This window comes from Streptomyces hokutonensis (assembly GCF_042751305.1).
GTDB classification, from domain to species: domain Bacteria; phylum Actinomycetota; class Actinomycetes; order Streptomycetales; family Streptomycetaceae; genus Streptomyces; species Streptomyces hokutonensis_A.
The window spans coordinates 158,486-182,382 of sequence record NZ_JBHYWD010000007.1; the positions used below are offsets into that span (position 1 = coordinate 158,486).

Here is a 23,897-nt window from a genome sequence, read left to right on the forward strand (position 1 = left end):
CCACTACGACGACGGGCCGGGGACGGCCCGCAGGCCCTCCCCGGCCCGAGCCGGTATGCGATGAACGTCAGCGGACGTGGTCCACGTCGACGAGGTCGACGCGGACGCCTCGGCCGCCGATGGCGCCCACGACGGTGCGCAGAGCGCGAGCGGTGCGGCCGTTGCGGCCGATCACCTTGCCGAGGTCGTCGGGGTGCACCCGGACCTCCAGCACGCGCCCGCGACGCAGGTCGCGCGAGGCGACCTGCACATCGTCAGGGTTGTCGACGATGCCCTTCACGAGGTGCTCGAGAGCCTCCTCGAGCATGCTCAGGCCTCGGTCGACTCGGACTCGGCCGGAGCCTCGTCCTTCTTGTCGGCCTTCTTCTTCTGGGTGATGGCCTCACCCTTGCTCGCGTCGTCGCCACCGAGGGCGTCGAACACGGGGCGGGCGGCCTTCGGCTCGGCCACGAGCAGCGGAGCCGGGGCCGGCAGGCCCTTGAACTTCTGCCAGTCGCCGGTGAGCTTCAGGATGGCGAGGACGGGCTCGGTCGGCTGCGCGCCGACACCCAGCCAGTACTGCGCGCGGTCCGTGTCGACCTCGATGCGCGAGGGGTTCTGCACCGGGTGGTACAGACCGATCTCCTCGATGGCCCGGCCATCACGGCGGGTACGGGAGTCGGCGACGACGATGCGGTAGTGAGGCGAACGGATCTTGCCCAGACGCTTCAGCTTGATCTTGACTGCCACGGGAGTGGGTTCTCCTGGTTTTGACGTGGTTGGGCACGGCAGATGGCCGCGTGGGGTTGCGGTACCCGAGTGCCCGATGGACGCGTCAGCCGGAGGCGAGAGGGTTCCTGTGCGGCTGTCGAGTACAGCTAGCCATTGTGCCACACCCTGGCGGTTCGCCCGACCGGGGAGCGGGCCCCCGCCCGCCCCCGCCCACGCGGAAGCGACACCCGGCGCCGGGAGGTGACCGGCGCGGGTGTACGCAACCCGGCCCTGCGGGGTGCGGCTGCCACGAGCAGCCGTAACCTCAGGCCGCGCCCACGACCTCCGGAATGCGGAAGGGCTTGCCGCAGCCCCCGCACACGATCGGCGCCTGGGCCAGCACCGACGGGACGACCCGTACGTTGCGACCGCAGTCGCACACCGCCTTGACGCGGACCCCGCCACCGGACGAGCCGTGCCGGGCGGCCGGGCCGCGGAAGGTGCGGGAGGTGTCCGCGGAGGTGGCGACGGTGTGCGCCTTCAGCGCGCGCTGGAGACGCTCCATCGTCGGCCGGTAGCGCCGCTTGGCCTCGGGGTTGAGCTGGACCAGCGAGAAACCGCTGCTGGGATGCGGTTCGTCGGGGTGGTCCAGGCCCAACTCCTCGGCGATCGCGAGGAATCTGCGGTTGTGGTAGCGGCCGGCGCGGGACGTGTCGCGCACGCCGCGCGCGGCGGCGATGCCATGGACTGCCTCATGGAGCAGTCGCTCGAAGGAGAGCTCGTGTCCGCAGGCGGACGACGACTCTCCGATCAGGGACTCGGGCGCGGCCAGATCGGGCAGTTCGGGGTGGTACCGCTGAATGTCGGCCCACGCCTCTGCCAGCTCTGCGGCGAGAACAGGTGGTGTCTGTGTCGTGCTCACGTAATGACAACGAGCCGGAGTGCCCCTGTGTTCCGATTCCGGGGCATCCCAAATAATTTGCACGTACCCGTCAGTTGCCGCTGATGCGTCCTGACGAGGGCGGGTGCGCTGATCTGCGGATAAGCCTCACAGCTCGTACCAAGCTGGTGCGTAGACCCACGTACGACCCGGCGCGTAGACGGTGTCCGCGCGCCGGGGGAGCTGGCGTCCGCAGTTGCGCAAGAGGCCTTTCGGTCGCTCTGCCGCCGGAGCCCGCCGCCTCAGTAGGCGCGCGCGACGACCGCGACGTTACCGGGTGCCTTGTCGGCGTCCGGTACCGACCCGTCCTCGGCGACCAGACACCGCACGGTGACCGCGTGTTCGGCCAGCTCGGCCTCGCCCTCTTCACCCAGTGTCGCCCACGGGATCCGCGCCCAGCCGCCGGCGGTCGCGGCCTCGACCGCCTCCCCGATCGTGGACACCTCGGAGGTGCGGGACTCACGCCGCTCGCGGGACTGCTTCAGCAGCAGCGCCTGGTCCTCCTGGAGGATGACGGGAAGCAGCTCCACGAGGGAGTCGATCGCCACCGGCTCCTTGCCTCCCGGGATCCGCCGGGCCAGCATCGCGGTGCCGTTCTCCAGGTCACGGGGCCCGATCTCGATCCGTACGGGCACGCCCTTGAGCTCCCAGTCGACGGCCCTGCGCCCGAAGGGGATGTCGGTACGGACGTCGACCCGTACGCGCACTCCCGCCGCCTTCAGCCGGTCCCCGATCTCCCGGACTTTGGCCAGAACCGCCTCGTCGCCCTTGATCGCGAGTACGACCACCTGGATGTGCGCCAGCCGCGGCGGCACCCGGAGGCCGTCGTCGTCGCCGTGCATCATCACCAGGGCGCCGATCATGCGGGTGGTGGAGCCCCAGGAGGTCTGCCAGACCAGTTCCTGCTTGCCCTCCTTGGACAGGTACTGGGTGTTGAAGGCCTTGGCGAAGTTCTGGCCCAGCTCGTGACTGGTCGCCATCTGCAGCGCCTTGCCGTCGCCCATCATCCCTTCGAGGGTGAGGGTGTTGATCGCGCCCGCGAACCGTTCCTTGACCGTCTTGCGTCCCGGTACGACGTCCATCGCGAGGACGTTGACCATGAAGTCCTCGTACACCTTGCGGTGGATGTGCGCCGCGAAGTCGCGCGCCTCCTCGTAGGTCGCGTGCGCCGTGTGGCCCTCCTGCCACAGGAACTCGCTCGTACGGAGGAAGAGCCGGGGGCGCAGCTCCCAACGGACCACGTTCGCCCACTGGTTGATCAGCAGGGGCAGGTCGCGGTAGCTCTGCACCCACTTCGAGAAGTACTCGTTGATGATCATCTCGGAGGTGGGACGGACGACCGCGGGCTCCTCCAGCTCCTTGCCGCCGCCGTGCGTGACCACGGCCAGCTCGGGCGCGAAGCCCTCGACGTGGTCCGCCTCGCGGGCGAGGTAGGACTGCGGGATCAGGAGCGGGAAGTACGCGTTCTCGGTGCCCGTGTCCTTGATCCGGGCGTCCATCTCGGCCTGCATCCGCTCCCAGATGCCGTACCCGTACGGTCGGATGACCATGGAGCCGCGCACTGGGCCGTTGTCGGCCAGCTCGGCCTTGGTGATCAGATCCTGGTACCAGCGGGGGAAATCTTCCGCCCGCGGTGTGAGTACGGGTGCCTTCGCCATGGCGCGATCGTACGGGCCCACGTTGCCGTCATGTGAATTCTCGCCACTCCCACAGAGAAGCCACAAGCCGGACCCCACAAACCCTGGACGCCGTAGCGAGCGCGGAGTTTGCTGGCATACGGGGGAAGTGCGAGCGCACATCACGGGGGCCTCGGAAACGGGCACGGCCACAACTCTCGGCGGATTGGGGCGCTTTCGATGACACCTACGCTCGTGCGGCACTACCTGCCTCATGCGGGGCCCGCGCCCCGTGTGGACCTGGGTGCACGCGCGCGTGACTGGTCCGAGATCCAGGAGCGGATGCTGGTGCCGCTCTACGAAGCCGTCTACGAGCGACTCGAAGTGGGGCCCGGCACCCGGCTGCTCGGCCTCGGCTGCGGCTCCGGGCTCGCCCTGCTGATGGCTGCCTCCAGAGGCGCGTCGGTCACCGGTGTCGAGCGCTCCTCCCCCGAACGGCTGGCCCTCGCCCGGGAGCGGCTGCTGCCGGATGCGTGGTCCCCTCGCGCGCGTGCGCAGACCCGGCTCGTCTACGGCTCACCCAGGGACGCGGCCGACGCGGAGACGCCCGCGTACACCCTGGTGACCGCCTTCGAGCCCATCGGATGCCTCGCGGGCGACGCGGAGGGCCTCGGCGAACTGCTCGCGTCCGCCACGCCGTTGACCGGGCACGGCGCGCCCGTGGTGCTGGCCGGCTGGGGTCCGCCGGAGCGCTGCGCCACCTCGTCGGTGCTGCGGGTGGCCGCCAGGATGGCGGATCCGCTGCGCAGCGCGGGCAGTTGGCGCCCGGCTCTGCGCGACGACCTGGAGGAGGTCGCCCAGCGCGCCGGTCTGCGGCCGGACGGCTCCGGGCGGGTGTCGTGCCCCTTCGGGTACGCCGATGTGGAGAGTGCCGTACGAGGGCTGCTGTCCACCGGGCTCTTCGACGCGGCGATCACCGCGACGGACCAGGTGCAGGTGGAGAAGGAGTTGGCGGAGGCGTTGCATCCGTATCGGCGGCAGGACGGCACGGTGTGGATGCCGAACGTCTTCCGGTATGTGATCGCGCGTACGACCTGAGGACTAGGGACTAGGACTCCTCCTTGAACAGGCGCGTGACGCCCGCGATGCGGTACGCGTCCGTCTCCTCCAGCGTCTCGTTCTCCAGGAGGGCTTCGGCGAGCGAGTCCAACTGGCCGCGGTGGTCGCGGAGTTTGCGGAGGGCTTCGTCGTAGCACTCGTCGACGATGCGGCGCATCTCGTGGTCGATCACGTCGAGGGTCCCCGGGGCCGCTGCGAGGCCGTAGGCCTGCTGCGCGTCGTTCGGGAGGGCGGAGAGGCGGCCGACGCGCTCGCTCATGCCCCAGCGGGCGACCATCCCGCGCGCGATGTTGGTGACCTGTTCGAGGTCGTTCTCGGCGCCGGTGGTGATCACCCCGTAGACGACCTGTTCCGCGGCCATGCCACCGAGGGCGCCGATGATCCGGCCGCGCAGGTACTCCTCGGTGTACGCGTACTTGTCGGCGTCCGGCGTCGAGAGCGTCACGCCGAGTGCCCTCCCGCGCGGGACGATGGTGATCTTGCGGACCGGGTCGGCGCCGGGCTGGAGCATGCCGAGCAGGGCGTGGCCGCTCTCGTGGTACGCGGTGCGCCGGCGCTCCTCCTCGGGCATCACCAGCGGGCGTTCGGCGCCCAGTTGGACCTTCTCCAGGGCTTCCGAGAGGTCGGACTGGGTGACCTCGCTCTGCTTGCGCTTGACGGCGAGGAGGGCGGCCTCGTTGGCGAGGTTCGCGAGTTCGGCGCCGGTCATGCCCGGGGTCGTACGGGCGACCTGGGCGAGGTTCACGTCCTTCGCGAGCGGGATCTCGCGGGTGTGGATCTCCAGGATCGCCTCACGGCCGCCCCGGTCGGGCGGCGAGACCACGACCACACGGTCGAAGCGGCCGGGGCGGGTCAGGGCCGGGTCCAGGACGTCGGCGCGGTTGGTGGCCGCGATGACGATGACACCCTCGGAGCCGGAGAAGCCGTCCATCTCGGTGAGGATCTGGTTCAGGGTCTGCTCGCGCTCGTCGTGACCGCCCATACCGCTGCCGCCGCCGCGGGCCCGGCCGATGGTGTCGATCTCGTCGATGAAGATGATCGAGGGGGCCACCTTGCGGGCCTCCGCGAAGAGTTCACGCACGCGTGAGGCGCCGACACCGACGATCATCTCGATGAACTCGGAGGCCGAGGCCGAGAAGAACGGCACCCCCGCCTCCCCCGCGACCGCCCGCGCGAGCAGCGTCTTTCCGGTGCCGGGCGGGCCCGCGAGCAGCACGCCCCGGGGCATCTTGGCGCCCATCTTGCGGTACGCGTCGGGGTTCTTGAGGAAGTCGACGACGTCGTTCAGCTCGCCCTCGACCTCGTCGATGCCGGCCACGTCCTCGAAGGTCGTGCGCTGCTTGCCCGGCTCCAGCTCGACCGGCTTCGGCGGGGCCTTGCGGCCGAGCATGCCGCCCGCGCCGCCGAGCCCCGAGCTCATCCGCCGCGCGATGAAGAGCCACAGGACGACCAGGAGCAGCATCGGGGCCAGCGAGATCAGGAGATTGGCCAGAAAACTACGGTGTTGTACGACCGGTTCCGCCGTGACCGTGACGTTGTGCTTGGTCAGGTCGTCCCAGATCTTGTCGTCCGCGAAGGTCGGCCGCTCGGTGTCGAACTTCGTGTACTTGCCGTCGCCGTCCGGGTTCTTCTGCTCCTTCTTGAGCTGGCCCTGGATCGCGTTGCCCTTGGCGTAGATCTTGGTGACGTTGCCCGCGTCGACCTGCTTGCTGAACTCCGTGTAGGAGATCGTCGGCTCGTTGCCCTCGTTGAAGAAGGACAGGATCAGGTTGGCGATCAGGTACACGACCAGCGCGGTGAGGATCAGACTCCACCAGCCGCCGCGCATCTTCTTCCCGCCCGGCGACGGCTTCGGGGGCTCGTCCGGGGTGCCTTCGGTACGCCAAGGCTGATCGGGGGACTTGCGCGGCGGCGCGGGGTTGGTCATATCGGGACGTTACGACACGGGCCAACCCTTGGCATGCGCAGAGGGTGAACTCAGGGCATGGACCCTGTGAAAGCTCAGCCCATGAACTTCTTGAACTCGTCCGGCAGCTCGAAGTCCTTGCCGCCCTGCTCGGGCAGTCCGAACGCGTTGCCGCCCTGGGCCGCGCCGGCCTCGCGGCGCCTGGCCTCTTCCAGCTCCTGCTGCTTGCGCTTCATCGGGTTGCCGGAACGCTGCTTGCCCTTGGCCTGCTTGGGCTGCTTCTTGGTACGGCCCGGACCGCCACCCATGCCCGGCATCCCCGGCATGCCGGGCATCCCGCCGCCCTGCGCCATGCGGGACATCATCTTGCGGGCCTCGAAGAACCGCTCGACCAGACCCTTCACGGCGCTGACCTCGACCCCGGAGCCCTTGGCGATACGGGCGCGGCGCGAGCCGTTGATGATGGTCGGCTCGGCGCGCTCGGCCGGGGTCATCGACTTGATGATCGCGGCCGTACGGTCGACGTCCCGCTCGTCCAGGTTGTTGATCTGGTCCTTGATCTGGCCCATGCCCGGGAGCATGCCGAGCAGCTTGCTGATGCTGCCCATCTTCCGGACCTGCTCCATCTGGGACAGGAAGTCGTCGAGGGTGAAGTCCTGGCCCTTCTTGGACGCCAGCTTCGAGGCCATCTTCTCGGCCTCTTCTTGGCTGAACGTCTTCTCCGCCTGCTCGATCAGGGTGAGCAGGTCACCCATGTCGAGGATGCGGGAGGCCATCCGGTCCGGGTGGAAGGCGTCGAAGTCGTCGAGCTTCTCGCCGTTCGACGCGAACATGATCGGCTTGCCGGTGACCGAGGCGATCGACAGGGCCGCACCACCGCGGGCGTCGCCGTCGAGCTTGGAGAGCACCACGCCGTCGAAGCCGACGCCGTCGCGGAAGGACTCGGCGGTGTTGACCGCGTCCTGACCGATCATGGCGTCTACGACGAAGAGGATCTCGTCCGGCGAGACCGCGTCACGGATGTCCGCGGCTTGCTGCATGAGCTCCTGGTCGATACCGAGGCGCCCTGCGGTGTCCACGATCACGATGTCGTGGACCTTGGACTTGGCGAACTCGATGGAGTCCTTGGCGACCTTGACCGGGTCACCGACGCCGTTGCCGGGCTCGGGCGCGTAGACCGCGACACCGGCGCGCTCGGCGACGACGCTCAGCTGGTTCACCGCGTTGGGGCGCTGGAGGTCGGCGGCGACGAGCAGCGGCGAGTGCCCCTGGTCCTTGAGCCACTTGCCGAGCTTGCCCGCGAGGGTCGTCTTACCGGCACCCTGCAGACCCGCGAGCATGATCACGGTCGGCGGGTTCTTGGCGAAGCGAAGACGCCGGGTCTCGCCGCCGAGGATCGTCACGAGTTCCTCGTTGACGATCTTCAGGACCTGCTGGGCCGGGTTCAGCGCCTTGTTGACGTCGGCGCCGAGTGCGCGCTCCTTGACGTTCTTGATGAACGTGCGGACCACGGGCAGGGCAACGTCGGCTTCGAGGAGGGCGATGCGGATTTCGCGCGCCGTGGCGTCGATGTCCGCTTCGCTCAAGCGCCCCTTGCCGCGCAAGTTCTTGAAGGTCGCTGAAAGGCGATCGGAGAGAGTATCGAACACGGCGGAGTCGGTCCTCGGAGTCGGGGGCAGTGTGGGCGTCTTCCAGGGTATCCGGCCGCGCAAGACAATCGTCCCCGCCTGCTGGGTTCAACGGGCGGAGACGAGCAAAACCCCGCGCCGACGGGGAGCACGCGGCCTCGGAGAGCCGCCCTTTGCCGCGCAGCGGACCACCCCCGCAGCTGCGGGGAGCACATCGGATCAACGCGTGGCATGACCGCACGGTCACGCCCGCAGCGTCTCCTCCAGTTTGCGCGCGACCGCCGTCGCCTCGTCCGCCGGCAGGGGCGTGCCCTCCGCCCCGGTGACGTAGAAGGCGTCCACCGCGTTCGAGCCCAGCGTGCTGACGTGCATGCTCCGCACCCGCACCTTCGCCTCGTCCAGCGCCCGCCCGATCCGGTGCAGCAGCCCGGGTGCGTCGTGCGCCCGCACCTCGATGACCGTGGCGTGCCGGGAGGCGGCCGGGGCGACCGTCACGCGGGCCGCCGGTGCCACGACACCCCGGCGGCGCGGGTATGCCGCGTCCCGCTCCGCCAGCCGCCCAGCGATGTCCAACGACCCGTCCAGGGCCCGTACGAGATCGGCGCGCAGCCGGGCCGCCTGGGGCAGGGAGCCGTATTCGGCGGCGACCCGCCAGTTGAGGAGGAGGACCGAGCCCTCCACGCCGGCCGGGAGGTCCAGCGCTCGCAGTTCCGCCGTGCGGACCGTCAGGCGGTGCATCGCCAGGACGCCCGCCACCGCCGGGAGCACGCCCGGCTGGTCGGGTACGGCGATCAGGAGTTCCACACCGAGGGGTTCGGGATCGCCCGAGGGCTCGTCCTCGGACGGGGGTTCGGTCTGCGCGCGCAGCGCCAGCACCGGACCGCCCGTCGCCACCGCCTCGATGGCGAGCCGTTCCTGTTCCGCCGTGGCCGCGCCCGCCTCGGGCTCCTCGGGGGCGTCGCCGGAGAGGACGGCGGCGACCCGCTTCACCAGATCGGTGACGAGGGAGGACCGCCAGGACGACCAGGCGGCCGGTCCGGTGGCCAGCGCGTCCGCCTCGGTAAGGGCGTGCAGCAGCTCCAGAGTGCTCGTCGTACCGACCGCCTCCGCGACCGAGCGGACCGTCGCCGGGTCCTCCAGGTCGCGCCGGGTGGCCGTGTCGATGAGGAGGAGGTGGTGGCGTACGAGGGTGGCGAGTACGGCGACTTCCGCGCGGTCGAAGCCGATACGGGCCGCCACGTCCTTGGCGATGATCTCGCCGGCCACGGAGTGGTCGCCGGGCCAGCCCTTGCCGATGTCGTGCAGCAGCGCGGCGACCAGCAGGAGGTCGGGGCGGCTGACGCGGCGGGCGAACTCGGAGGCGCGGACGGCGGTTTCGATGAGGTGCCGGTCGACGGTCCAGATGTGCACGGCGTTGCGCTGCGGACGGCAGCGGACCCGCTCCCAGTCGGGGAGGAGCCGGGTGATCAGGCCTTCGGCCTCCAGCGCCTCCCACACGTCGACGGTGGGCTGTCCGGAACCGAGCAGCGTCACGAGCTGCTCGCGGGCCTCGGCGGGCCAGGGCGTGGGCAGCGGGCGCGCGGTGGTCGCCATGCGCCGTACGGCGTGCAGCGAGAGCGGGAGGCCGGCCTGCGCGGCGGCAGCGGCGGCGCGCAGCGGGAGGACGGGGTCGCGTTCGGGGCGGGCGGCGCGGGCGAGCACCACCTCGCCGTCCTGCTCCACGACGCCCTCGGCGAGCGGGGAGCGCTCGGCGGCGGGTTTGGCGCCCCCGCCGAGCATGGCGCGCAGCCTCGGCCGCACGGCCCGCGACCGCAGCACGCGCCCCACTTCGCGCCAGGTGACATCACTGGCGTACGACACGACGCGTGCCGCCTCGTAGACCTGGCGCAGCAGGGTGTCCGCGTCGAGGAGGCCGAGTTCGGCGGCGACCTGGTCCTGCTCCTGGAGCGCGAGCCGGTCGGTGGCGCGGCCGGTGGTGAGGTGCAGGGCGTCGCGGACGTCGAGGAGGCGGCGGCGGGCGTCGGCGAGGCCCTCGCGCGGGGCGTCGGCGAGCCAGGAGGCCGCTACGGCGCGCAGCGCGGTGGCGTCGCGGAGGCCGCCGCGGGCCTCCTTGAGGTCGGGTTCGAGGAGGTACTGCAACTCGCCCTGGCGCTCGGCGCGTTCGGCGCAGAGTTCCTGGAGTTCGGGGAGGCGCTTGGGCGCCTGGTTGCGCCAGTCGGCGAGGACGGCCGTGCGCAGGGAGGCGGTCAGGCCGAGGTCGCCGGCGATGTGGCGGGCGTCGAGGAGGCCGAGCTGGACCTTGAGGTCCTCGCCGGCGGTCTTGCGGGCCTCGGCGGGGGTGCGCACGGAGTGGTCGAGGGCGAGGCCCAGGTCCCAGACCGGGTACCAGATGCGGTCGGCGAGCGCGGCGACGGCGCCGGAGTCGCTGCCGTCGTGCAGGAGGAGCAGGTCGAGGTCGCTGCGCGGGGAGAGCTCGCCGCGGCCGTAGCCGCCGACGGCGACCAGGGAGACGCCCTTGAGGGCTTCGTTGCCGGCGGTGAAGAGGCCGGTCAGCCAGTCGTCGGTCAGTTCGGCGAGGGCTGCACGGCGCGGCGGCCCGGACCGCGCCCCCTCAGTGAGGAGGCGCAGCCGGGCCGCCGCGTAGCCGCTGGGTCCGGAGTCCTCTGCATCCTTGCGCACGTCCGTACTCGTCACCCAGCGACTCCTGTTCTGTTTCTTTTTAGAGCGCGTCCGGTCCGCGCTCGCCGGTCCTGACCCGGACGGCCGTCTCGACCGGGAGGGACCAGACCTTGCCGTCACCGATCTTGCCGGTGCGGGCGGCCTTGACGATGACGTCGATCAGCTGCTCGGCGTCGTCGTCCTCGGCCAGCACCTCGATGCGGATCTTGGGAACCAGGTCGACCGTGTACTCGGCGCCCCGGTATACCTCGGTGTGTCCCCGCTGACGACCGTAGCCGCTCGCCTCGGTGACCGTCAGACCGTGGACCCCGAAGGCCTGGAGCGCTTCCTTGATCTCGTCGAGCCGGTGGGGCTTCACAACGGCGGTGATGAGCTTCATGCGTCCACCTTCTTCGTCTCCGTGGCAGCGGTGAGGGTGCCGCCGCTGAGGCCGCCGCCGGCGCCGCTGAAGTCGTATGCGGTCTCGGCGTGCTCGGCCTGGTCGATGCCGGAGACCTCTTCGTCCTCGGTGACCCGCATACCGATGGTCTTGTCGATGAGGAAGGCGAGGACCGCGGAGGCGACCAGGGAGTAGCCGAGGACCGCGCCGACACCGGCGAACTGCTTCCACAGCTGGGTGAAGGAGTGGTCGCCGTAGAAGACGCCGGTCGCGGTGGACTGGCCCTTGCCGGTGGCGAAGAAGCCGATGAGCAGGGAGCCGAGGATACCGCCGACCATGTGGACGCCGACGACGTCGAGGGAGTCGTCGATGTTGAACTTGTACTTCAGGCCGACGGCCGCGGCACAGCCGACACCGGCGATGGCGCCGACGGCGATCGCGCCGAGCGGGGAGACCGCACCACCGGACGGGGTGATGGCGACCAGACCGGCGACGGCACCCGAGGCCGCGCCCAGCGTGGTGAACGCGCCGTGGCGGATCTTCTCGTAGGCGAGCCAGGCGAGCATGGCGGCGGCGGTGGCGACCTGCGTGTTGACGAACATCAGCGCGCCGACGCCGTCGTCGTTGCCGAGCCACGAACCGGCGTTGAAGCCGAACCAGCCGAACCACAGGAGACCGGCACCGAGCATGACCAGCGGAAGGCTGTGCGGACGCATGGGGTCACGCTTGAAGCCGACGCGCTTGCCGATCACCAGGATGACGCCGAGGGCGCCGGCACCGGCGTTGATGTGGACCGCCGTACCACCGGCGAAGTCGATCACACCGAGCTTGAAGGCCCAGCCGTCGCTGGCCCACACCCAGTGGGCGACCGGGACGTAGACGACCGTCAGCCACAGGGCGACGAAGAGCGACCAGGCCGAGAACTTGACGCGGTCGGCGATGGCACCGCTTATCAGGGCCGGCGTGATGACCGCGAACATCATCTGGAAGACCATGAAGACGAAGATCGGGATGGTGTAGCCGGGCCAGAGGTCCGTCAGGCCGACATCGCTCATGCCCAGCCAGTGGGAGTCGTAGCCGATGAAGCCGTTACTCGAACCGAAGGCGAGCGAGAAGCCGTAGAGAACCCACAGGATGGTGACGATCCCGATGCTGATGAAGCTCATCATCAGCATGTTCAGGGTGCTCTTGACGCGGACCATGCCTCCGTAGAAGAAGGCGAGTCCCGGTGTCATGAGCAACACCAGGGCGGAACAGATGAGCATGAAGCCTGTGTTCGCGGAGGACAGTTTGGGTGCCTCCGCAGCAAGCGTGATGGCGGCTGATGCCATCGGCGTCTCCTCGTCGGTTGTACGGCCCCGTGCGGGCGAAGCCTGGATGCGGTCCGGTCAAGGCGGGGGGTCCGGTTATGCGCCATGAGATTGGCGCAGCGCGGTTTCCGTCGAAGCCCCACGTTGTTTCACCGGAGTGACGAAGGCGCCGCGCGTGTTACGCGTCGATGAACTGCCGGATCTCCGGGCGGGCGATCGTTATCGTCGCGCAACCTTCCCCGACGGCGGGAAACCGGCCGCGGCCGGAGTTGTGGCGGCCCGGTGCGGGGGCGCCGGGGCATGGGGTCCGGGCCCCTTCGGCGCTCTCCGGCGGCCCGTTCGGGAGCCTCCCGGCGGGGTCGGCGATTCCGGCCGGAGATCCGGCGCCGCGCACCGCCGCGGGGACGGTCTTTCGAATACGAGTCAGGAAGGGCGGGACGGTCCTTCGACCACCCGGTCCGCACCTGCCGTACCGGCCGCCGCCCGATCTGCGGACGCACATGAAACCGGCCGCGGTCGGCCTTCCGATGACCTGGCATGGGGGAGCCGAGTCGGGCGGTTCGGGAAGGCCGGCCGCGGCCGGGGCCTGGGGTGGTCAGACCGCCTCGGCGGTCTCCGGGAGCTCGATGGCGAGCCGGTCGGTGAGGTCTATGACCTCGGCCAGCTCACCGAAGTCGCGGACCGCCGTGTCGATGGTCTTTCGGATACGAGTGTTGACGCGCTCGGAGCGCACCTTCTTGGCGACGGTCATCGCCTCGGCCGCGAGCACCGCGCCCTGCTCCGGCTCCCGCCGCAGCAGGTGCACGGTGGCCATACCGATGAGATTGAGCGCGTACGACCGCTTGTGGTCGTCGTCCTTGGCGAAGAGGTCCACCGCCCGCTGCATGACGGGCTCGGCCAGCGAGGCGTAGGCGGGGCTGCGGCCGGCGACGTAGGCGAGGTCGCGATAGGAGTGCGAGTTCTCGCCGTACAGCTCGGCCTCGGAGAAGAAACGGATCCAGTCCGGGTCCGGGTCGTCCCAGTCGTGTACGTCGGCGAAGGTGTCCTCGGCCGTCCGGACGGCCCGCTTGCACTTCCCGGGCTGCCCCATGTTGGCGTAGGCGCGGGCCTCCATCGCATACAGCATCGACTGGGTGCGCGGGCTCGCGCAGTCCCGGCTGCCGTACTGCGCGAGGTGGATTAGCTCCAGCGCGTCGTCGGGCCGGCCGAGGTGGATCATCTGGCGGCTCATGCTGGACAGCACGTACGACCCGAGCGGCTTGTCGCCCGCCTCCTTCGCGGCGTGCAGGGCGAGCACGAAGTACTTCTGGGCGGTGGGCTGAAGCCCCACGTCGTACGACATCCAGCCCGCCAGCTCGGCGAGTTCGGCGGCGACCTTGAACAACTTGCGGTTGGTGGCGTCGGGTTGGGGCTCCTGGAGGAGGTCGGTCACCTCGTGCAGCTGTCCCACGACCGCCTTGCGGCGCAGGCCGCCGCCGCACTGGGCGTCCCACTTGCGGAACATCGCCGTGGTGGACTCCAGCAGCTCCAGCTCCGGCTTGGAGAGCCGCCCGATGTGCCGGGAGGAGCCCACCGGCTCGGGCTCCGGCGGGAGGGCCGAGGGGCCGGGGACCAGCCAGCGCTGCATGGGCTCGATGAGGGACGGCCCCGCGGACAGGGCCAGCGAGGTTCCGAGGAAGCCGCGCCGCGCCAGCATGAGGTCGCTGCGCGAGAACTCGCTGAGCAGGGCCACCGTCTGCGGGGCCGTCCAGGGCAGGTCGACGCCGGACACGGAGGGTGCCTGGCGGGCGGCGCGCAGGCCCAGGTCCTCGACCGAGACGACACAGCCGAAGCGCTCGGAGAACAGCTCCGAGAGGATCCTCGGGATCGGCTCGCGCGGGTTCTCGCCGTCCAGCCAGCGGCGCACGCGGGAGGTGTCCGTGGAGATGTGGTTGGCGCCCAACTGGCGCGCCCGGCGGTTCACTTGGCGTGCCAGCTCGCCCTTGGACCAGCCGCTGCGCACGAACCACGAGCCGAGCAGCTCATTGGGGCGCTTGTCCGTACTGGCCGCGGTCGTCCCGCTTCCGCCGTTGCCGCCCACTGGAACGCCCCCATCCCTGGAACCACTTGTCGCCGCTGTGCGCCAAGCCCTATCAGAATGCCGGTAAATACGGCTTCCCGTCCCGCACTTGTCACCCTTCGAACGAGATGACGAGTTGCCTCCGGCATACCCACGAGTGCATGTGCCCCGAGGGCTTGTGCACACAAAGTAATCCTACGATCACCCGTCCAGCCACGGCGATCCCGGAAACGCCACCATTCGCCACCCCTTCGAATGAACCTACGGTTGCCCGCGCACGATTCACTTGACATAGGACGGCCGGAGGTGGGCGCAGCGGTGCACGCAGGGGCGCGTACCGCTCAGCACACCACCCGAGATGCTCCTGGGCGCCGCCTGGACCCAGCGGCACCGGGTAGGCGTGGACGCAGAGTGACGATCCGCATCCGTCTCGTAACCACCGGTGCGTCGGACCCGTTGGAGGGGGCATGGGCTTCACGATCGGCAGCAGCCGGGGTATCCGCGACATCCGGTCCGGCACGCGCCGCCGCGGCCGCACCTCGGAGTGCACGGCCGTGGCCGAGTTCACCGGGCTGTGGGGCTGGGACGTGGTGGCGGGCGCGCGGGCCGCGGGCGGCGCGTGTTCCTGCGGCGACACCAAGTGCACCGCGCCGGGCGCACATCCCCTTGCCTTCGCACCCGAGGTACGGGCCGGCGCGACCCTCGACGAAGTCACCGAGGCCTGGGCCGAGTTGCCCGGCGCCTCAGTGATGCTGCCGGTCGGCCGCGCCTTCGACGTCATCGAGGTGGCCGAGCCCGCGGGCCGCCGCGCACTCGCCCGCCTGGAGCGCATGGGCCTCCCGCTCGGCCCGGTCGCGGCGACCCCCGACCACCGCGCCCACTTCTTCGTCGCCCCCGGCGCAGCCGCCGAACTCCCCTCCCTCCTCTACCGCATGGGCTGGGACGACCCCACCTCCCTCGACCTCCGCGGCCTGGGCCCCGGCACCCACATCACCGCCCCACCCTCCGACCGAGCAGGCCTGGGCCCGGTCCGCTGGCTCCGCTCCCCCGCCCTCGACTCGGCGACAAGGCCCCCGGCGGCACGCTTGCTGCTGGGCACGCTGGCGTATGTGGCACACAGGTCGCGCGCATAGCCGTAGAACGACGAAGTGCCCGTCCCCAACGATGAGTTGGGGCCGGGCACTTCTTTGAAAGAGGCCGATTACAACGCGCCCTGCAGGGGCGCGGGGAACTGCGCGACCAGCCCCCACCGACCCACAGCCAGAAAACGACGCATCAGTCCCCAATAAGGGCATCCACAAACGCCTCCGGCTCAAAGGGCGCCAGGTCATCCGCCCCCTCACCCAGCCCGATCAACTTCACCGGCACCCCCAGCTCCCGCTGCACGGCAACCACGATGCCCCCCTTCGCCGTGCCGTCCAGCTTGGTCAGCACGATCCCGGTGATGTCCACGACCTCGGCGAAGACCCGCGCCTGCACCAGCCCGTTCTGCCCAGTGGTCGCGTCCAGCACAAGCAGCACCTCGTCGAGCGGCGCATGCTTCTCCACGACCCGCTTGACCTTGCCGAGCTCGTCCATGAGCCCGGTCTTCGTGTGCAACCGCCCGGCCGTGTCGATGAGGACGACGTCGACCCCCATCTCCTTGCCCTCCTTCACCGCGTCGAACGCGACGGAGGCGGGGTCACCGGCCTCGGGCCCGCGCACGGTGTGGGCACCGACCCGCTCGCCCCAGGTCTGCAACTGATCCGCGGCGGCGGCCCGGAACGTGTCGGCGGCGCCGAGCACGACGGTACGGCCGTCGGCCACGAGCACGCGGGCCAGCTTCCCCGTAGTCGTGGTCTTGCCGGTGCCGTTGACCCCGACGACCATCACGATGCCGGGCTTGCGGTCCTCGGGCTCGGTCTTCACGGTCCGGTCGACATCCGTGCCGACCAGCTTGAGCAGTTCCTCGCGGAGCAGCGCGCGCAGCTCCTGCGGGGTCCGGGTGCCGAGCACCTTCACCCGCTCCCGCAGCGCGTCGACCAGTTCCTGGGTGGACGCTACGCCGACGTCCGCGGTGAGGAGGGTGTCCTCGATCTCCTCCCAGGTGTCCTCGTCGAGGTGCTCGCGGGACAGAAGCGTGAGCAGCCCCTGGCCGAGCGCGTTCTGCGAGCGGGAGAGCCGGGCGCGCAGCCGGACGAGCCGTCCGGCGGTCGGCTCGGGGACCTCCAGTACGAGGGGTTCCCCGACTCCTGGGGGTTCCTCGACGGCGACCGGGGCCGAGCCGTCGGGGAGGTCCACCTCCTCTATGGTCCGGCGCGCTTCGTCGCGCGGCGTCTCGGCCTCGTCGCCGATGTGCGGCTCGGCCGGCGGGGCGGTGATGTCGGGCACGGAGGTGGGCGGCGGGGGCAGCGGCTTCTTGCGCCGGCTGCCGACGACGAGCCCGCCGAGCGCACCGAGCACGACCACGGCGATGACTACAGCAAGGATGACGGTTTCCATAACCCACCCAGTATCAGCCATGGGCCTCGCCGGGGCCCAGCGCGGGCGCGCGGCCGGGTGGCCGCCATCACCCTCGCCGGCCTCGAACCGCCGCGGTCATGCCCATGGCCATCTGACATACCGTCAGCTAACGTCCCCCACCACACACGGAAGGGGGACCTCCCATGCCCGTCTCGGTCGTCCGCTTCAACCTCGTCGAACCCGGCGCCACCCCCGCCTCGCTGAGCGCCCGCTACCGGGCCGCCCTGGACATGGCCGCGTACGCCGACGAGCACGGGATCACCACCGTGCAGACGGAGGAGCACCACGGCGTCGCCAACAACTGGCTGCCCTCGCCCTTCGCCTTCGCGGGCGCGGTGTTCGGCGCGACCCGGCACATCGCCGTGACCGTCTCGGCGGTCATCGGCCCGCTGCACGACCCGCTCCGGCTGGCCGAAGACATCGCCGTACTGGACCTGTTGAGCGGCGGCCGGCTGGTGACCGTCGCCGGGATCGGCTACCGCCCTGAGGAATACGCCCAGTTCGACGTGGAGTGGAAGCAACGCGGCAGGCTCCAGGACGAGTTGCTGGAGACGGTCCTGAAGGCGTGGTCCGGCGAGGAGTTCGAGTACCGGGGCCGTACGGTACGGGTCACCCCGCGCCCCTTCTCCGATCCGCACCCCCTGCTGCTGGTCGGCGGTTCCTCCAAGGCCGCCGCGCGCCGGGCCGCACGGCTGGGTCTGCCCTTCTTCCCCAGCGCGCATCTGCCGGACCTGGAGGCGTACTACAAGGACCGGCTGGTGGAGTACGGCACCGAGGGCTGGACGATGATGCCGGGCCCTGAGACCCCGCTGCTGCACATCGCCGAGGACCCGGACCGGGCCTGGGCCGAGTACGGCGCGCACTTCCTGCACGAGGCGCGGACCTACGCCTCCTGGCAGTCCGGGGAGATCCGGTCGGCGGTGAAGTCGGGGGCCACCACCGTGGCCGAACTGCGCGCGGAGGGCGTGTACCGGATCCTCACGCCGGACCAGTGCGTGGCGCTGGGCCTCGACAATCTCGTACTGCATCCGCTGGCGGGCGGGATGCCGGTGGACGAGGGATGGCGGAGCCTGCGGCTGTTCGCGGAACGGGTGCTGCCGGTGCTCGGGGAGTGAGCACGGAGTGACTCTTACCCGTAACCGGTGGACCGGCCGGTCCACCGGTGGTCCACTGCGGTCATGACCTTGGCAGTGGATGTGTTCCTGCGTGACGCGGACGGCCGGTGGAACGTGCTCGACGTTCCGGAGGGCTGCAACGACTCGGCCGGTTTCGAGAACTGGCGGGAGACCGTGTGGGGTTCGCCCGCCGTACGGTCGCTCGGTGCCACGTATCTTCCCGTGCTGGCCTCCAGCGACCTGTACGTCGAGGCCTCGGACGTACCGGCGTTCCTGCGCGAGGTCGCGCTGCTGCGGGAGCATCTCGACGCCGTCGCCGCGGCCGTGGGAGAGGCTCCCGACCTGGTCGGGAGCCGGCTGGACAACATCGAGTCGGCCGCCCTGCGCGCCCGGAAGATCGGCGGCGGCGTCCTGATCTGGTGAAACGGGGATTCGGGGAGACGGGCGGCGGGGGATGGAGCCCGTCTCCCCGAGCTTGCGGTGACCCGCCTTCGCGGGCCCGGTTCACGGGAGGGCCGGTCAGCCCATGTCCTCCAGCTTCTTGCCCTTCGTCTCCTTCACGAACTTCAGGACGAACGGGATGGAGAGCGCGGCGAAGACCGTGTAGATCACATAGGTCGCGGAGAGGTTCCAGTCGGCCAGCGACGGGAAGCTCGCGGTGATGGCCCAGTTGGCGATCCACTGCGCGGAGGCGGCGACACCGAGAGCGGCGGCGCGGATCCTGTTCGGGAACATCTCGCCGAGGAAGACCCAGACCACGACACCCCAGGACAGGGCGAAGAAGAGGACGAACACGTGGGCCGCGATCAGCGCGGTCCAGCCCTGCGCGGCGGGCAGCTTGCCGTCGACGAGGTCGTAGGAGAAGGCCCAGGCCTCCAGCGCGAGACCGACGACCATGCCGACCGAGCCGATGAGGGCCAGCGGCTTGCGGCCGACGCGGTCCACGAAGATCATCGCGATCACGGTGCCGATGATGTTGATGATCGACGTCGTGAAGGAGTAGAAGAACGACTGGGTCGGGTCGACGCCGACGGACTGCCACAGCGTGGCGGAGTAGTAGAACGCGACGTTGATGCCGACGAGCTGCTGGAAGGCCGAGAGGCCGATGCCGACCCAGACGATCGGCTTGAAGTAGACTCCGCCACCGCCGAGCAGGTCCTTGAAGGTCGACTTGTGCTCGCTCTTCATCGCGTGCTCGATCTCGGCGACGCGGGCGTCCAGGTCGATGTCGTCGCCCTCGACCTCACGGAGCACGTCGTGGGCGCGGCTCAGCTTGCCCGCGGAGATCAGGAAGCGCGGGGACTCGGGGATCGCGAAGGAGAGCAGGCCGTAGAGGACGGCCGGGACCACCATGACGCCGAGCATGACCTGCCATGCCTCCAGGCCCATGAGCTTGCCGCGCTGGTCGCCGCCGGCGGCGTTCAGCAGACCCCAGTTGACCAGCTGCGAGATGGCGATGCCGATGACGATCGCGGCCTGCTGGAAGGAGCCGAGCCGGCCGCGGTAGGCGGGCGGGGAGACCTCGGCGATGTAGGCGGGGCCGATGACGGAGGCCATGCCGATGGCGAAGCCGCCGATGATCCGCCAGAAGGCGAGGTCCCAGAGCGCGAAGGGCAGCGCCGAACCGACTGCGGAGATGGTGAACAGCACGGCGGAGATCTGCATACAGCGGATACGGCCGATGCGGTCGGCTATCCGGCCGGCGGTCGCCGCGCCGATGGCACAGCCGATCAGGGCGATGGCGATGACCTGTGCCAGCAGCGTGGAGCCCACGTCGTAGCGGTCCCTGATGGCCTCCACGGCGCCGTTGATCACGGAACTGTCGTAGCCGAAGAGGAAGCCGCCCATCGCGGCCGCCGCCGCGATGAAGATGACATGCGCGAGATGTTCGGGATGAGCCGACCCGGCTCCTGACTGTGATGCCTGCGCAGTGCTGGTCACGTGTAACTCCTGAGGCCACCGGCGTCGCTGCCGGGGTGGGGGGCGACCCTTCCAGTGGCGCACAGCTTCCCGCTGCCCACCACCTGAAGGTAAAAGCAACGTTGCAGAGACTATTCCTTCAAGTTTCGAAGTCAACACCGGGTCCCCTGCGACTTCGAACGCCACAGATCGACACAGGTCACAGAGTTGTGTTCAACACTTGAAGGAATAGGGGTGGGTTAGCGGAGCCGCTGCGAGATGACCTTCGACACCCCGTCGCCCTGCATGGAGACGCCGTACAGCGCGTCGGCGACCTCCATCGTGCGCTTCTGGTGCGTGATCACGATCAGCTGCGAGGCCTCCTGCAGCTCCTGCATGATCCGGATCAGCCGCTGCAGGTTGGTGTCGTCGAGCGCCGCCTCGACCTCGTCCATCACGTAGAACGGACTGGGCCGTGCCTTGAAGATCGACACCAGCAGCGCCACGGCGGTCAGGGACCGCTCCCCGCCGGAGAGCAGGGACAGCCGCTTGACCTTCTTGCCGGGCGGGCGGGCCTCCACATCCACCCCTGTGGTGAGCATGTTGTCGGGATCGGTCAGGATCAACCTGCCCTCGCCGCCCGGAAACAGTCTGCTGAAGACACCCTCGAACTGAATGGCCGTGTCCCGGTAGGCCTCGGTGAAGACCTGCTCGACGCGCTCGTCGACCTCCTTCACCACTTGAAGCAGGTCGGCGCGGGTCTTCTTCAGGTCCTCCAGCTGCTCACTGAGGAACTTGTGCCGCTCCTCCAGCGCCGCGAACTCCTCCAGCGCGAGGGGGTTCACCTTGCCCAGCTGCTGGTACGCCCGCTCGGCCGACTTGAGCCGCTTCTCCTGCTCCGCGCGGTGGAACGTACGGGGCTGGTTGCGCGGGTCCTCCGGATCCTCCGGCAGCACCTCGCCCTCGGCGGCGAGCGAGGGCGGCACGAGCTGATGCGGCCCGTACTCCTCGATCAGCCCCGCCGGCTCCACCCCCAGCTCTTCCAGCGCCTTGGTCTCCAACTGCTCGATCCGCATCCGTTTCTCGGCACCCAGCACCTCACCGCGGTGCACCGAGTCGGTCAGCTTGTCGAGCTCGCCCTTGAGGTCACGCCCCAGGTTGCGGGCGGCGGCCAACTCCTGCTCCCGCCGCGCCTTGGCGGCATCGGCGGCGGTCCGCTCCTCGTCAGCACGGCTCAGCGACACCTCGACATGCGCGAGGAGTTGCCGAGCCCCGAAGGCAACGGCCTCAGCCACAGCGGCCTCGTGCCGCAGCCGCGCGAGCCGCTGCTCCGCCCGCGCCCGCGCCTCCCGCTCGGCCCGGGCCCCCCGGTCCAGCGAATCGGCCCGCCCGGCAAGCCCCTTGACCCGCTCCTCATGCGTACGGACCTGAAGCCGCGCCTCCATCTCCGTCTGCCGGGCGTTGGCACCGTCGGCGGCAAGCCGGTCCCGCACGGAGGTGTCGGGCTCCTCCTCGACCGGCATCTCCTCGGCCACAGCCAGCCGTTCGGCCAGCACCTCAGCCTCTTCCACGGCCTTGTCGAGCGCCTCCTGCGCCCGTGCGGCGGCAGCGGCGGACCGTTCCGCCTCACCCGCGGCCCCACGCGCCTGCCCGGCGAGCCGCCCCAACTGCTGCGCCACGGCCGACTTCTCGCGCTCTGCGGCGCGGCGCCGGTCCCCCAACTCCTCGACCAGCGCGGCGCATTCCTTGCGGCGCTCGGCTGCGGACTGCTGGGCGGCGGTCAACTCCTCGCAGCGGACGGCGAGTTCTTCGAGCTCGGCTGCGGCTTCGTCCACCGAGGCCTGGACTTCGAGGAGGCTGGGGGCGCCGGCGGAGCCGCCGTGGGCGAAGTGGGCGCCGAGGAGGTCGCCTTCGGCGGTTACCGCGGTCAACTCTGGGTGCGTGTATACGAGTTGTTCGGCGGCTTCGAGGGTGTCCACTACGACGATGTTGTGGAGGAGGCGGCGGATCGCGGGCATGAGGTCGGCGGGGGCGCGAACGAGGTCTGCGGCGAAAGCTTGTTGGGCGGCTGCGGGATCGTTGTGGCTGGTCGAGCCGTGGGGTGTCTCAGTGGGCGGTGTTGGATCTCCCGCCAGCAGCAGTGCCGCCCTGCCCCCGTCCTGCTTGCGCAGCAGGCGGATTGCGTCGGCCGCCGACGACGGGGTCGTCACCGCGATCGCGTCCGCCGCCGCACCGAAGGCTGCTGCGAGGGCGACCTCGTGGCCCGGGGTCACCGTGAGCAGTTCCGCTGCCGGGCCGAGGATTCCGGTGAGGCGATCCTGGGCGCCGAGCAGTATGCCCGTGCCGTCCTTGCGGCGCAGGCCCAAGGCCAGGGCGTCGCGGCGGGCCTGGGTGGCGGCGCGCTGGCGTTCCGCGGCGGTGGCCGTCTCGCGGGCGGCGGACTGGGCGGCTTCCGCCTCCGAGAGTGCGGCCCGGGCCGCCTTGTGCTGTTCGGAGAGTTCCTCGTCGCCCGCGTCGAGGCCGTCGACCTCGGCCTGGAGGGTCTCGTACTCCTGCTGTGCGGTGACCGCTCGCTCCTGGGCCTCGTCGCGGGCGGAGGCGAGGCGGTCGATCTCGGCCTGGGCGGAGGCGGCGCGGGAACGGGCCGCGTTGACCTGGCCGTTGAGCCGGGCGAGGCCCTCGCGGCGGTCGGCGATGGAACGGGCGACGTCCTTCAACCGCCGTTCCTCTGCGGTGAGTTCACGCTCCAGTTCGGAGCGGTGGGCGACCGTGTCCTCCAGGGCGTGTTCGGCCGCCTCCAGGGCCGCTTCGAGCTCGGCCTCCTGCTCGCGGATACGGGCGGCCTCGCGCTCCATGTCCTCGGGGTCACGGCCGCGCCGCTCCTCGGGGGGTGCCGAAGTCGCGCTCTTCACGCGGGCGTCGGCCAGCGAGATCGTGCCGCGCACCCGCTCGGCCAGCTGGGACAGCTCGTACCAGGTCTGCTGGGCGCGCTGGAGGCGCGGGGTGAGCTGCCGTACCTCGTCCTCCAGGAGGCCTTCGCGCTGGAGGGCCTTGCGGAGCTCCAGTTCGGCGGCTTCCCTGCGTTCCTTGAGCGCAGCCTCGTCGGCGATCTCGGTGTTGAGCGCCTGGCGGAGTCGTACGAGATCGTCGGCGAGCAGGCGGAGGCGGGCGTCGCGGAGGTCGGCCTGGATGACGGCGGCGCGGCGGGCGACGGCGGCCTGGCGGCCCAGGGGCTTGAGCTGGCGGCGGAGTTCGTCCGTGAGGTCCTGCACGCGGGCGAGGTTGGCCTGCATCGCGTCCAGTTTCCGCAGCGCCTTCTCCTTGCGCTTGCGGTGCTTGAGGACGCCGGCCGCCTCCTCGATGAAGGCGCGGCGGCCCATGGGGTCGGCGTGCAGGACGGAGTCGAGCTGGCCCTGGCCGACGATGACGTGCATCTCGCGGCCGATGCCGGAGTCGGAGAGGAGTTCCTGGATGTCGAGGAGGCGGCATGTGTCGCCGTTGATCTGGTACTCGCTGCCGCCGTTGCGGAACATGATCCGCGTGATGGTGACCTCGGCGTACTCGATGGGCAGCGCGCCGTCGGAGTTGTCGATGGTCAGCGACACCTCGGCGCGGCCCAGCGGTGGGCGGCCGGTGGTGCCGGCGAAGATGACGTCCTCCATCTTGCCGCCGCGCAGCGACTTGGCGCCCTGTTCGCCCATGACCCAGCTGAGCGCGTCCACCACATTGGACTTGCCCGAGCCGTTCGGACCGACGACGCACGTGATCCCCGGCTCGAACCGGAGCGTGGTCGCCGAGGCGAACGACTTGAACCCCCGCAGGGTCAGGGCCTTGAGGTGCACGCCGCTGGACTCTACCTTCCGCTGCTCGCTCTCTCCATGAACGTCCGGTTCCCCGCGGTTTCGCCCTTGAACGTGCAGGGCACACCAAACGTTAAAGAGGGTGGAGGCTTGCGGGGGAAAGAAAGAAGGGACGCCGAAGCGTCCCTTGCAAACTCTGACAACTTAGTGGTTGAAGCAGGCCGCCCGACCACTGCTTGTCATGTGGTGCGTCGC

At 70.2% G+C, this 23,897-nt stretch carries 17 protein-coding genes; 4 read left to right on the forward strand and 13 right to left on the reverse strand.

The genetic code is table 11. From position 1 onward, the window contains the following. Positions 1-67: 67 nt before the first annotated feature. The 4 genes from ACFXC1_RS20420 to proS form a co-directional block, all read right to left on the reverse strand. Positions 68-307 carry an RNA-binding protein gene (locus ACFXC1_RS20420; protein ID WP_005479813.1) on the reverse strand — a complete coding sequence of 80 codons (240 nt, stop codon included), beginning with the start codon at positions 305-307 and terminating at the stop codon, positions 68-70. Positions 308-309: 2 nt separating this feature from the next. Beyond that, positions 310-729, reverse strand: coding sequence for a 30S ribosomal protein S16 (gene rpsP / locus ACFXC1_RS20425; protein WP_093629382.1), 420 nt, complete (start codon positions 727-729; stop codon positions 310-312). A 286-nt stretch (positions 730-1,015) separates the two neighbouring features. Next, positions 1,016-1,612 (reverse strand): hypothetical protein, encoded by a 597-nt coding sequence (locus ACFXC1_RS20430; protein WP_019068763.1) that lies wholly within the window; start codon positions 1,610-1,612, stop codon positions 1,016-1,018. 260 nt (positions 1,613-1,872) lie between these two features. Next, positions 1,873-3,288: a proline--tRNA ligase gene (gene proS, locus ACFXC1_RS20435; protein ID WP_381244541.1), complete on the reverse strand. Its 1,416-nt coding sequence runs from the start codon at positions 3,286-3,288 to the stop codon at positions 1,873-1,875. A gap of 198 nt (positions 3,289-3,486) precedes the next feature. Between proS and ACFXC1_RS20440 the strand changes: the two genes are divergently transcribed. Next, on the forward strand, positions 3,487-4,344 hold the full coding sequence (locus ACFXC1_RS20440; protein ID WP_381244543.1) for an SAM-dependent methyltransferase: 858 nt from the start codon (positions 3,487-3,489) through the stop codon (positions 4,342-4,344). A 10-nt stretch (positions 4,345-4,354) separates the two neighbouring features. Here the strand turns inward: ACFXC1_RS20440 and ftsH are convergent, their stop codons facing one another. The 6 genes from ftsH to nsdA all read right to left on the reverse strand — a co-directional run bounded on the left by ftsH (position 4,355) and on the right by nsdA (position 14,347). Beyond that, on the reverse strand, positions 4,355-6,292 hold the full coding sequence (gene ftsH / locus ACFXC1_RS20445) for an ATP-dependent zinc metalloprotease FtsH (RefSeq protein ID WP_381244545.1): 1,938 nt from the start codon (positions 6,290-6,292) through the stop codon (positions 4,355-4,357). A gap of 74 nt (positions 6,293-6,366) precedes the next feature. Then, entirely contained in the window at positions 6,367-7,920 is a 1,554-nt protein-coding gene (gene ffh / locus ACFXC1_RS20450; protein ID WP_019068759.1) for a signal recognition particle protein, read from the reverse strand. A 222-nt stretch (positions 7,921-8,142) separates the two neighbouring features. Further along, positions 8,143-10,593 carry a [protein-PII] uridylyltransferase gene (locus ACFXC1_RS20455; RefSeq protein WP_381244548.1) on the reverse strand — a complete coding sequence of 817 codons (2,451 nt, stop codon included), beginning with the start codon at positions 10,591-10,593 and terminating at the stop codon, positions 8,143-8,145. Between the two features lie 25 nt (positions 10,594-10,618). Beyond that, entirely contained in the window at positions 10,619-10,957 is a 339-nt protein-coding gene (locus ACFXC1_RS20460) for a P-II family nitrogen regulator (protein WP_003997576.1), read from the reverse strand. After that, complete coding sequence (locus tag ACFXC1_RS20465) at positions 10,954-12,288, reverse strand: ammonium transporter (RefSeq protein WP_381244550.1); 1,335 nt, start codon at positions 12,286-12,288, stop codon at positions 10,954-10,956. Before ACFXC1_RS20465 ends, ACFXC1_RS20460 begins: the two co-directional genes overlap by 4 nt. Positions 12,289-12,862: 574 nt before the next feature. Further along, complete coding sequence (gene nsdA, locus ACFXC1_RS20470; RefSeq protein WP_381244552.1) at positions 12,863-14,347, reverse strand: transcriptional repressor NsdA; 1,485 nt, start codon at positions 14,345-14,347, stop codon at positions 12,863-12,865. A 446-nt stretch (positions 14,348-14,793) separates the two neighbouring features. On the opposite strand from nsdA, the gene ACFXC1_RS20475 reads away from it, so the two are divergent. Beyond that, entirely contained in the window at positions 14,794-15,459 is a 666-nt protein-coding gene (locus ACFXC1_RS20475; protein WP_381244554.1) for a bifunctional DNA primase/polymerase, read from the forward strand. A gap of 142 nt (positions 15,460-15,601) precedes the next feature. Here the strand turns inward: ACFXC1_RS20475 and ftsY are convergent, their stop codons facing one another. Beyond that, the gene (ftsY, locus tag ACFXC1_RS20480) at positions 15,602-16,807 is read right to left on the reverse strand and encodes a signal recognition particle-docking protein FtsY (RefSeq protein WP_381244556.1); all 1,206 of its coding nucleotides are present in this window, start codon (positions 16,805-16,807) and stop codon (positions 15,602-15,604) included. Between the two features lie 164 nt (positions 16,808-16,971). Here ftsY and ACFXC1_RS20485 point away from each other — a divergent pair, with 164 nt between their 5' ends. After that, on the forward strand, positions 16,972-17,943 hold the full coding sequence (locus ACFXC1_RS20485; RefSeq protein WP_381244558.1) for an LLM class flavin-dependent oxidoreductase: 972 nt from the start codon (positions 16,972-16,974) through the stop codon (positions 17,941-17,943). Between the two features lie 63 nt (positions 17,944-18,006). After that, entirely contained in the window at positions 18,007-18,366 is a 360-nt protein-coding gene (locus ACFXC1_RS20490) for a hypothetical protein (RefSeq protein ID WP_381244560.1), read from the forward strand. Between the two features lie 96 nt (positions 18,367-18,462). Here ACFXC1_RS20490 and ACFXC1_RS20495 read toward each other — a convergent pair whose 3' ends face one another. Beyond that, positions 18,463-19,884 (reverse strand): sugar porter family MFS transporter, encoded by a 1,422-nt coding sequence (locus ACFXC1_RS20495; RefSeq protein ID WP_381244562.1) that lies wholly within the window; start codon positions 19,882-19,884, stop codon positions 18,463-18,465. 218 nt (positions 19,885-20,102) lie between these two features. Further along, positions 20,103-23,684, reverse strand: a complete 3,582-nt coding sequence (smc, locus tag ACFXC1_RS20500; RefSeq protein WP_381244564.1) for a chromosome segregation protein SMC — start codon at positions 23,682-23,684, stop codon at positions 20,103-20,105. Positions 23,685-23,897: the final 213 nt, after the last annotated feature.

Excerpts from the sequence above, each read along its gene's own strand:
- ACFXC1_RS20420 (WP_005479813.1), bottom strand. The coding sequence starts at position 307 with ATGCTCGAGGAGGCTCTCGAGCACCTCGTGAAGGGCATCGTCGACAAC.
- proS (WP_381244541.1), bottom strand. The coding sequence starts at position 3,288 with ATGGCGAAGGCACCCGTACTCACACCGCGGGCGGAAGATTTCCCCCGC.
- ACFXC1_RS20440 (WP_381244543.1), top strand. The coding sequence starts at position 3,487 with ATGACACCTACGCTCGTGCGGCACTACCTGCCTCATGCGGGGCCCGCG.
- ftsH (WP_381244545.1), bottom strand. The coding sequence starts at position 6,292 with ATGACCAACCCCGCGCCGCCGCGCAAGTCCCCCGATCAGCCTTGGCGT.
- ACFXC1_RS20460 (WP_003997576.1), bottom strand. The coding sequence starts at position 10,957 with ATGAAGCTCATCACCGCCGTTGTGAAGCCCCACCGGCTCGACGAGATC.
- ACFXC1_RS20465 (WP_381244550.1), bottom strand. The coding sequence starts at position 12,288 with ATGGCATCAGCCGCCATCACGCTTGCTGCGGAGGCACCCAAACTGTCC.
- ACFXC1_RS20475 (WP_381244554.1), top strand. The coding sequence starts at position 14,794 with ATGGGCTTCACGATCGGCAGCAGCCGGGGTATCCGCGACATCCGGTCC.
- ftsY (WP_381244556.1), bottom strand. The coding sequence starts at position 16,807 with ATGGAAACCGTCATCCTTGCTGTAGTCATCGCCGTGGTCGTGCTCGGT.
- ACFXC1_RS20485 (WP_381244558.1), top strand. The coding sequence starts at position 16,972 with ATGCCCGTCTCGGTCGTCCGCTTCAACCTCGTCGAACCCGGCGCCACC.
- ACFXC1_RS20490 (WP_381244560.1), top strand. The coding sequence starts at position 18,007 with ATGACCTTGGCAGTGGATGTGTTCCTGCGTGACGCGGACGGCCGGTGG.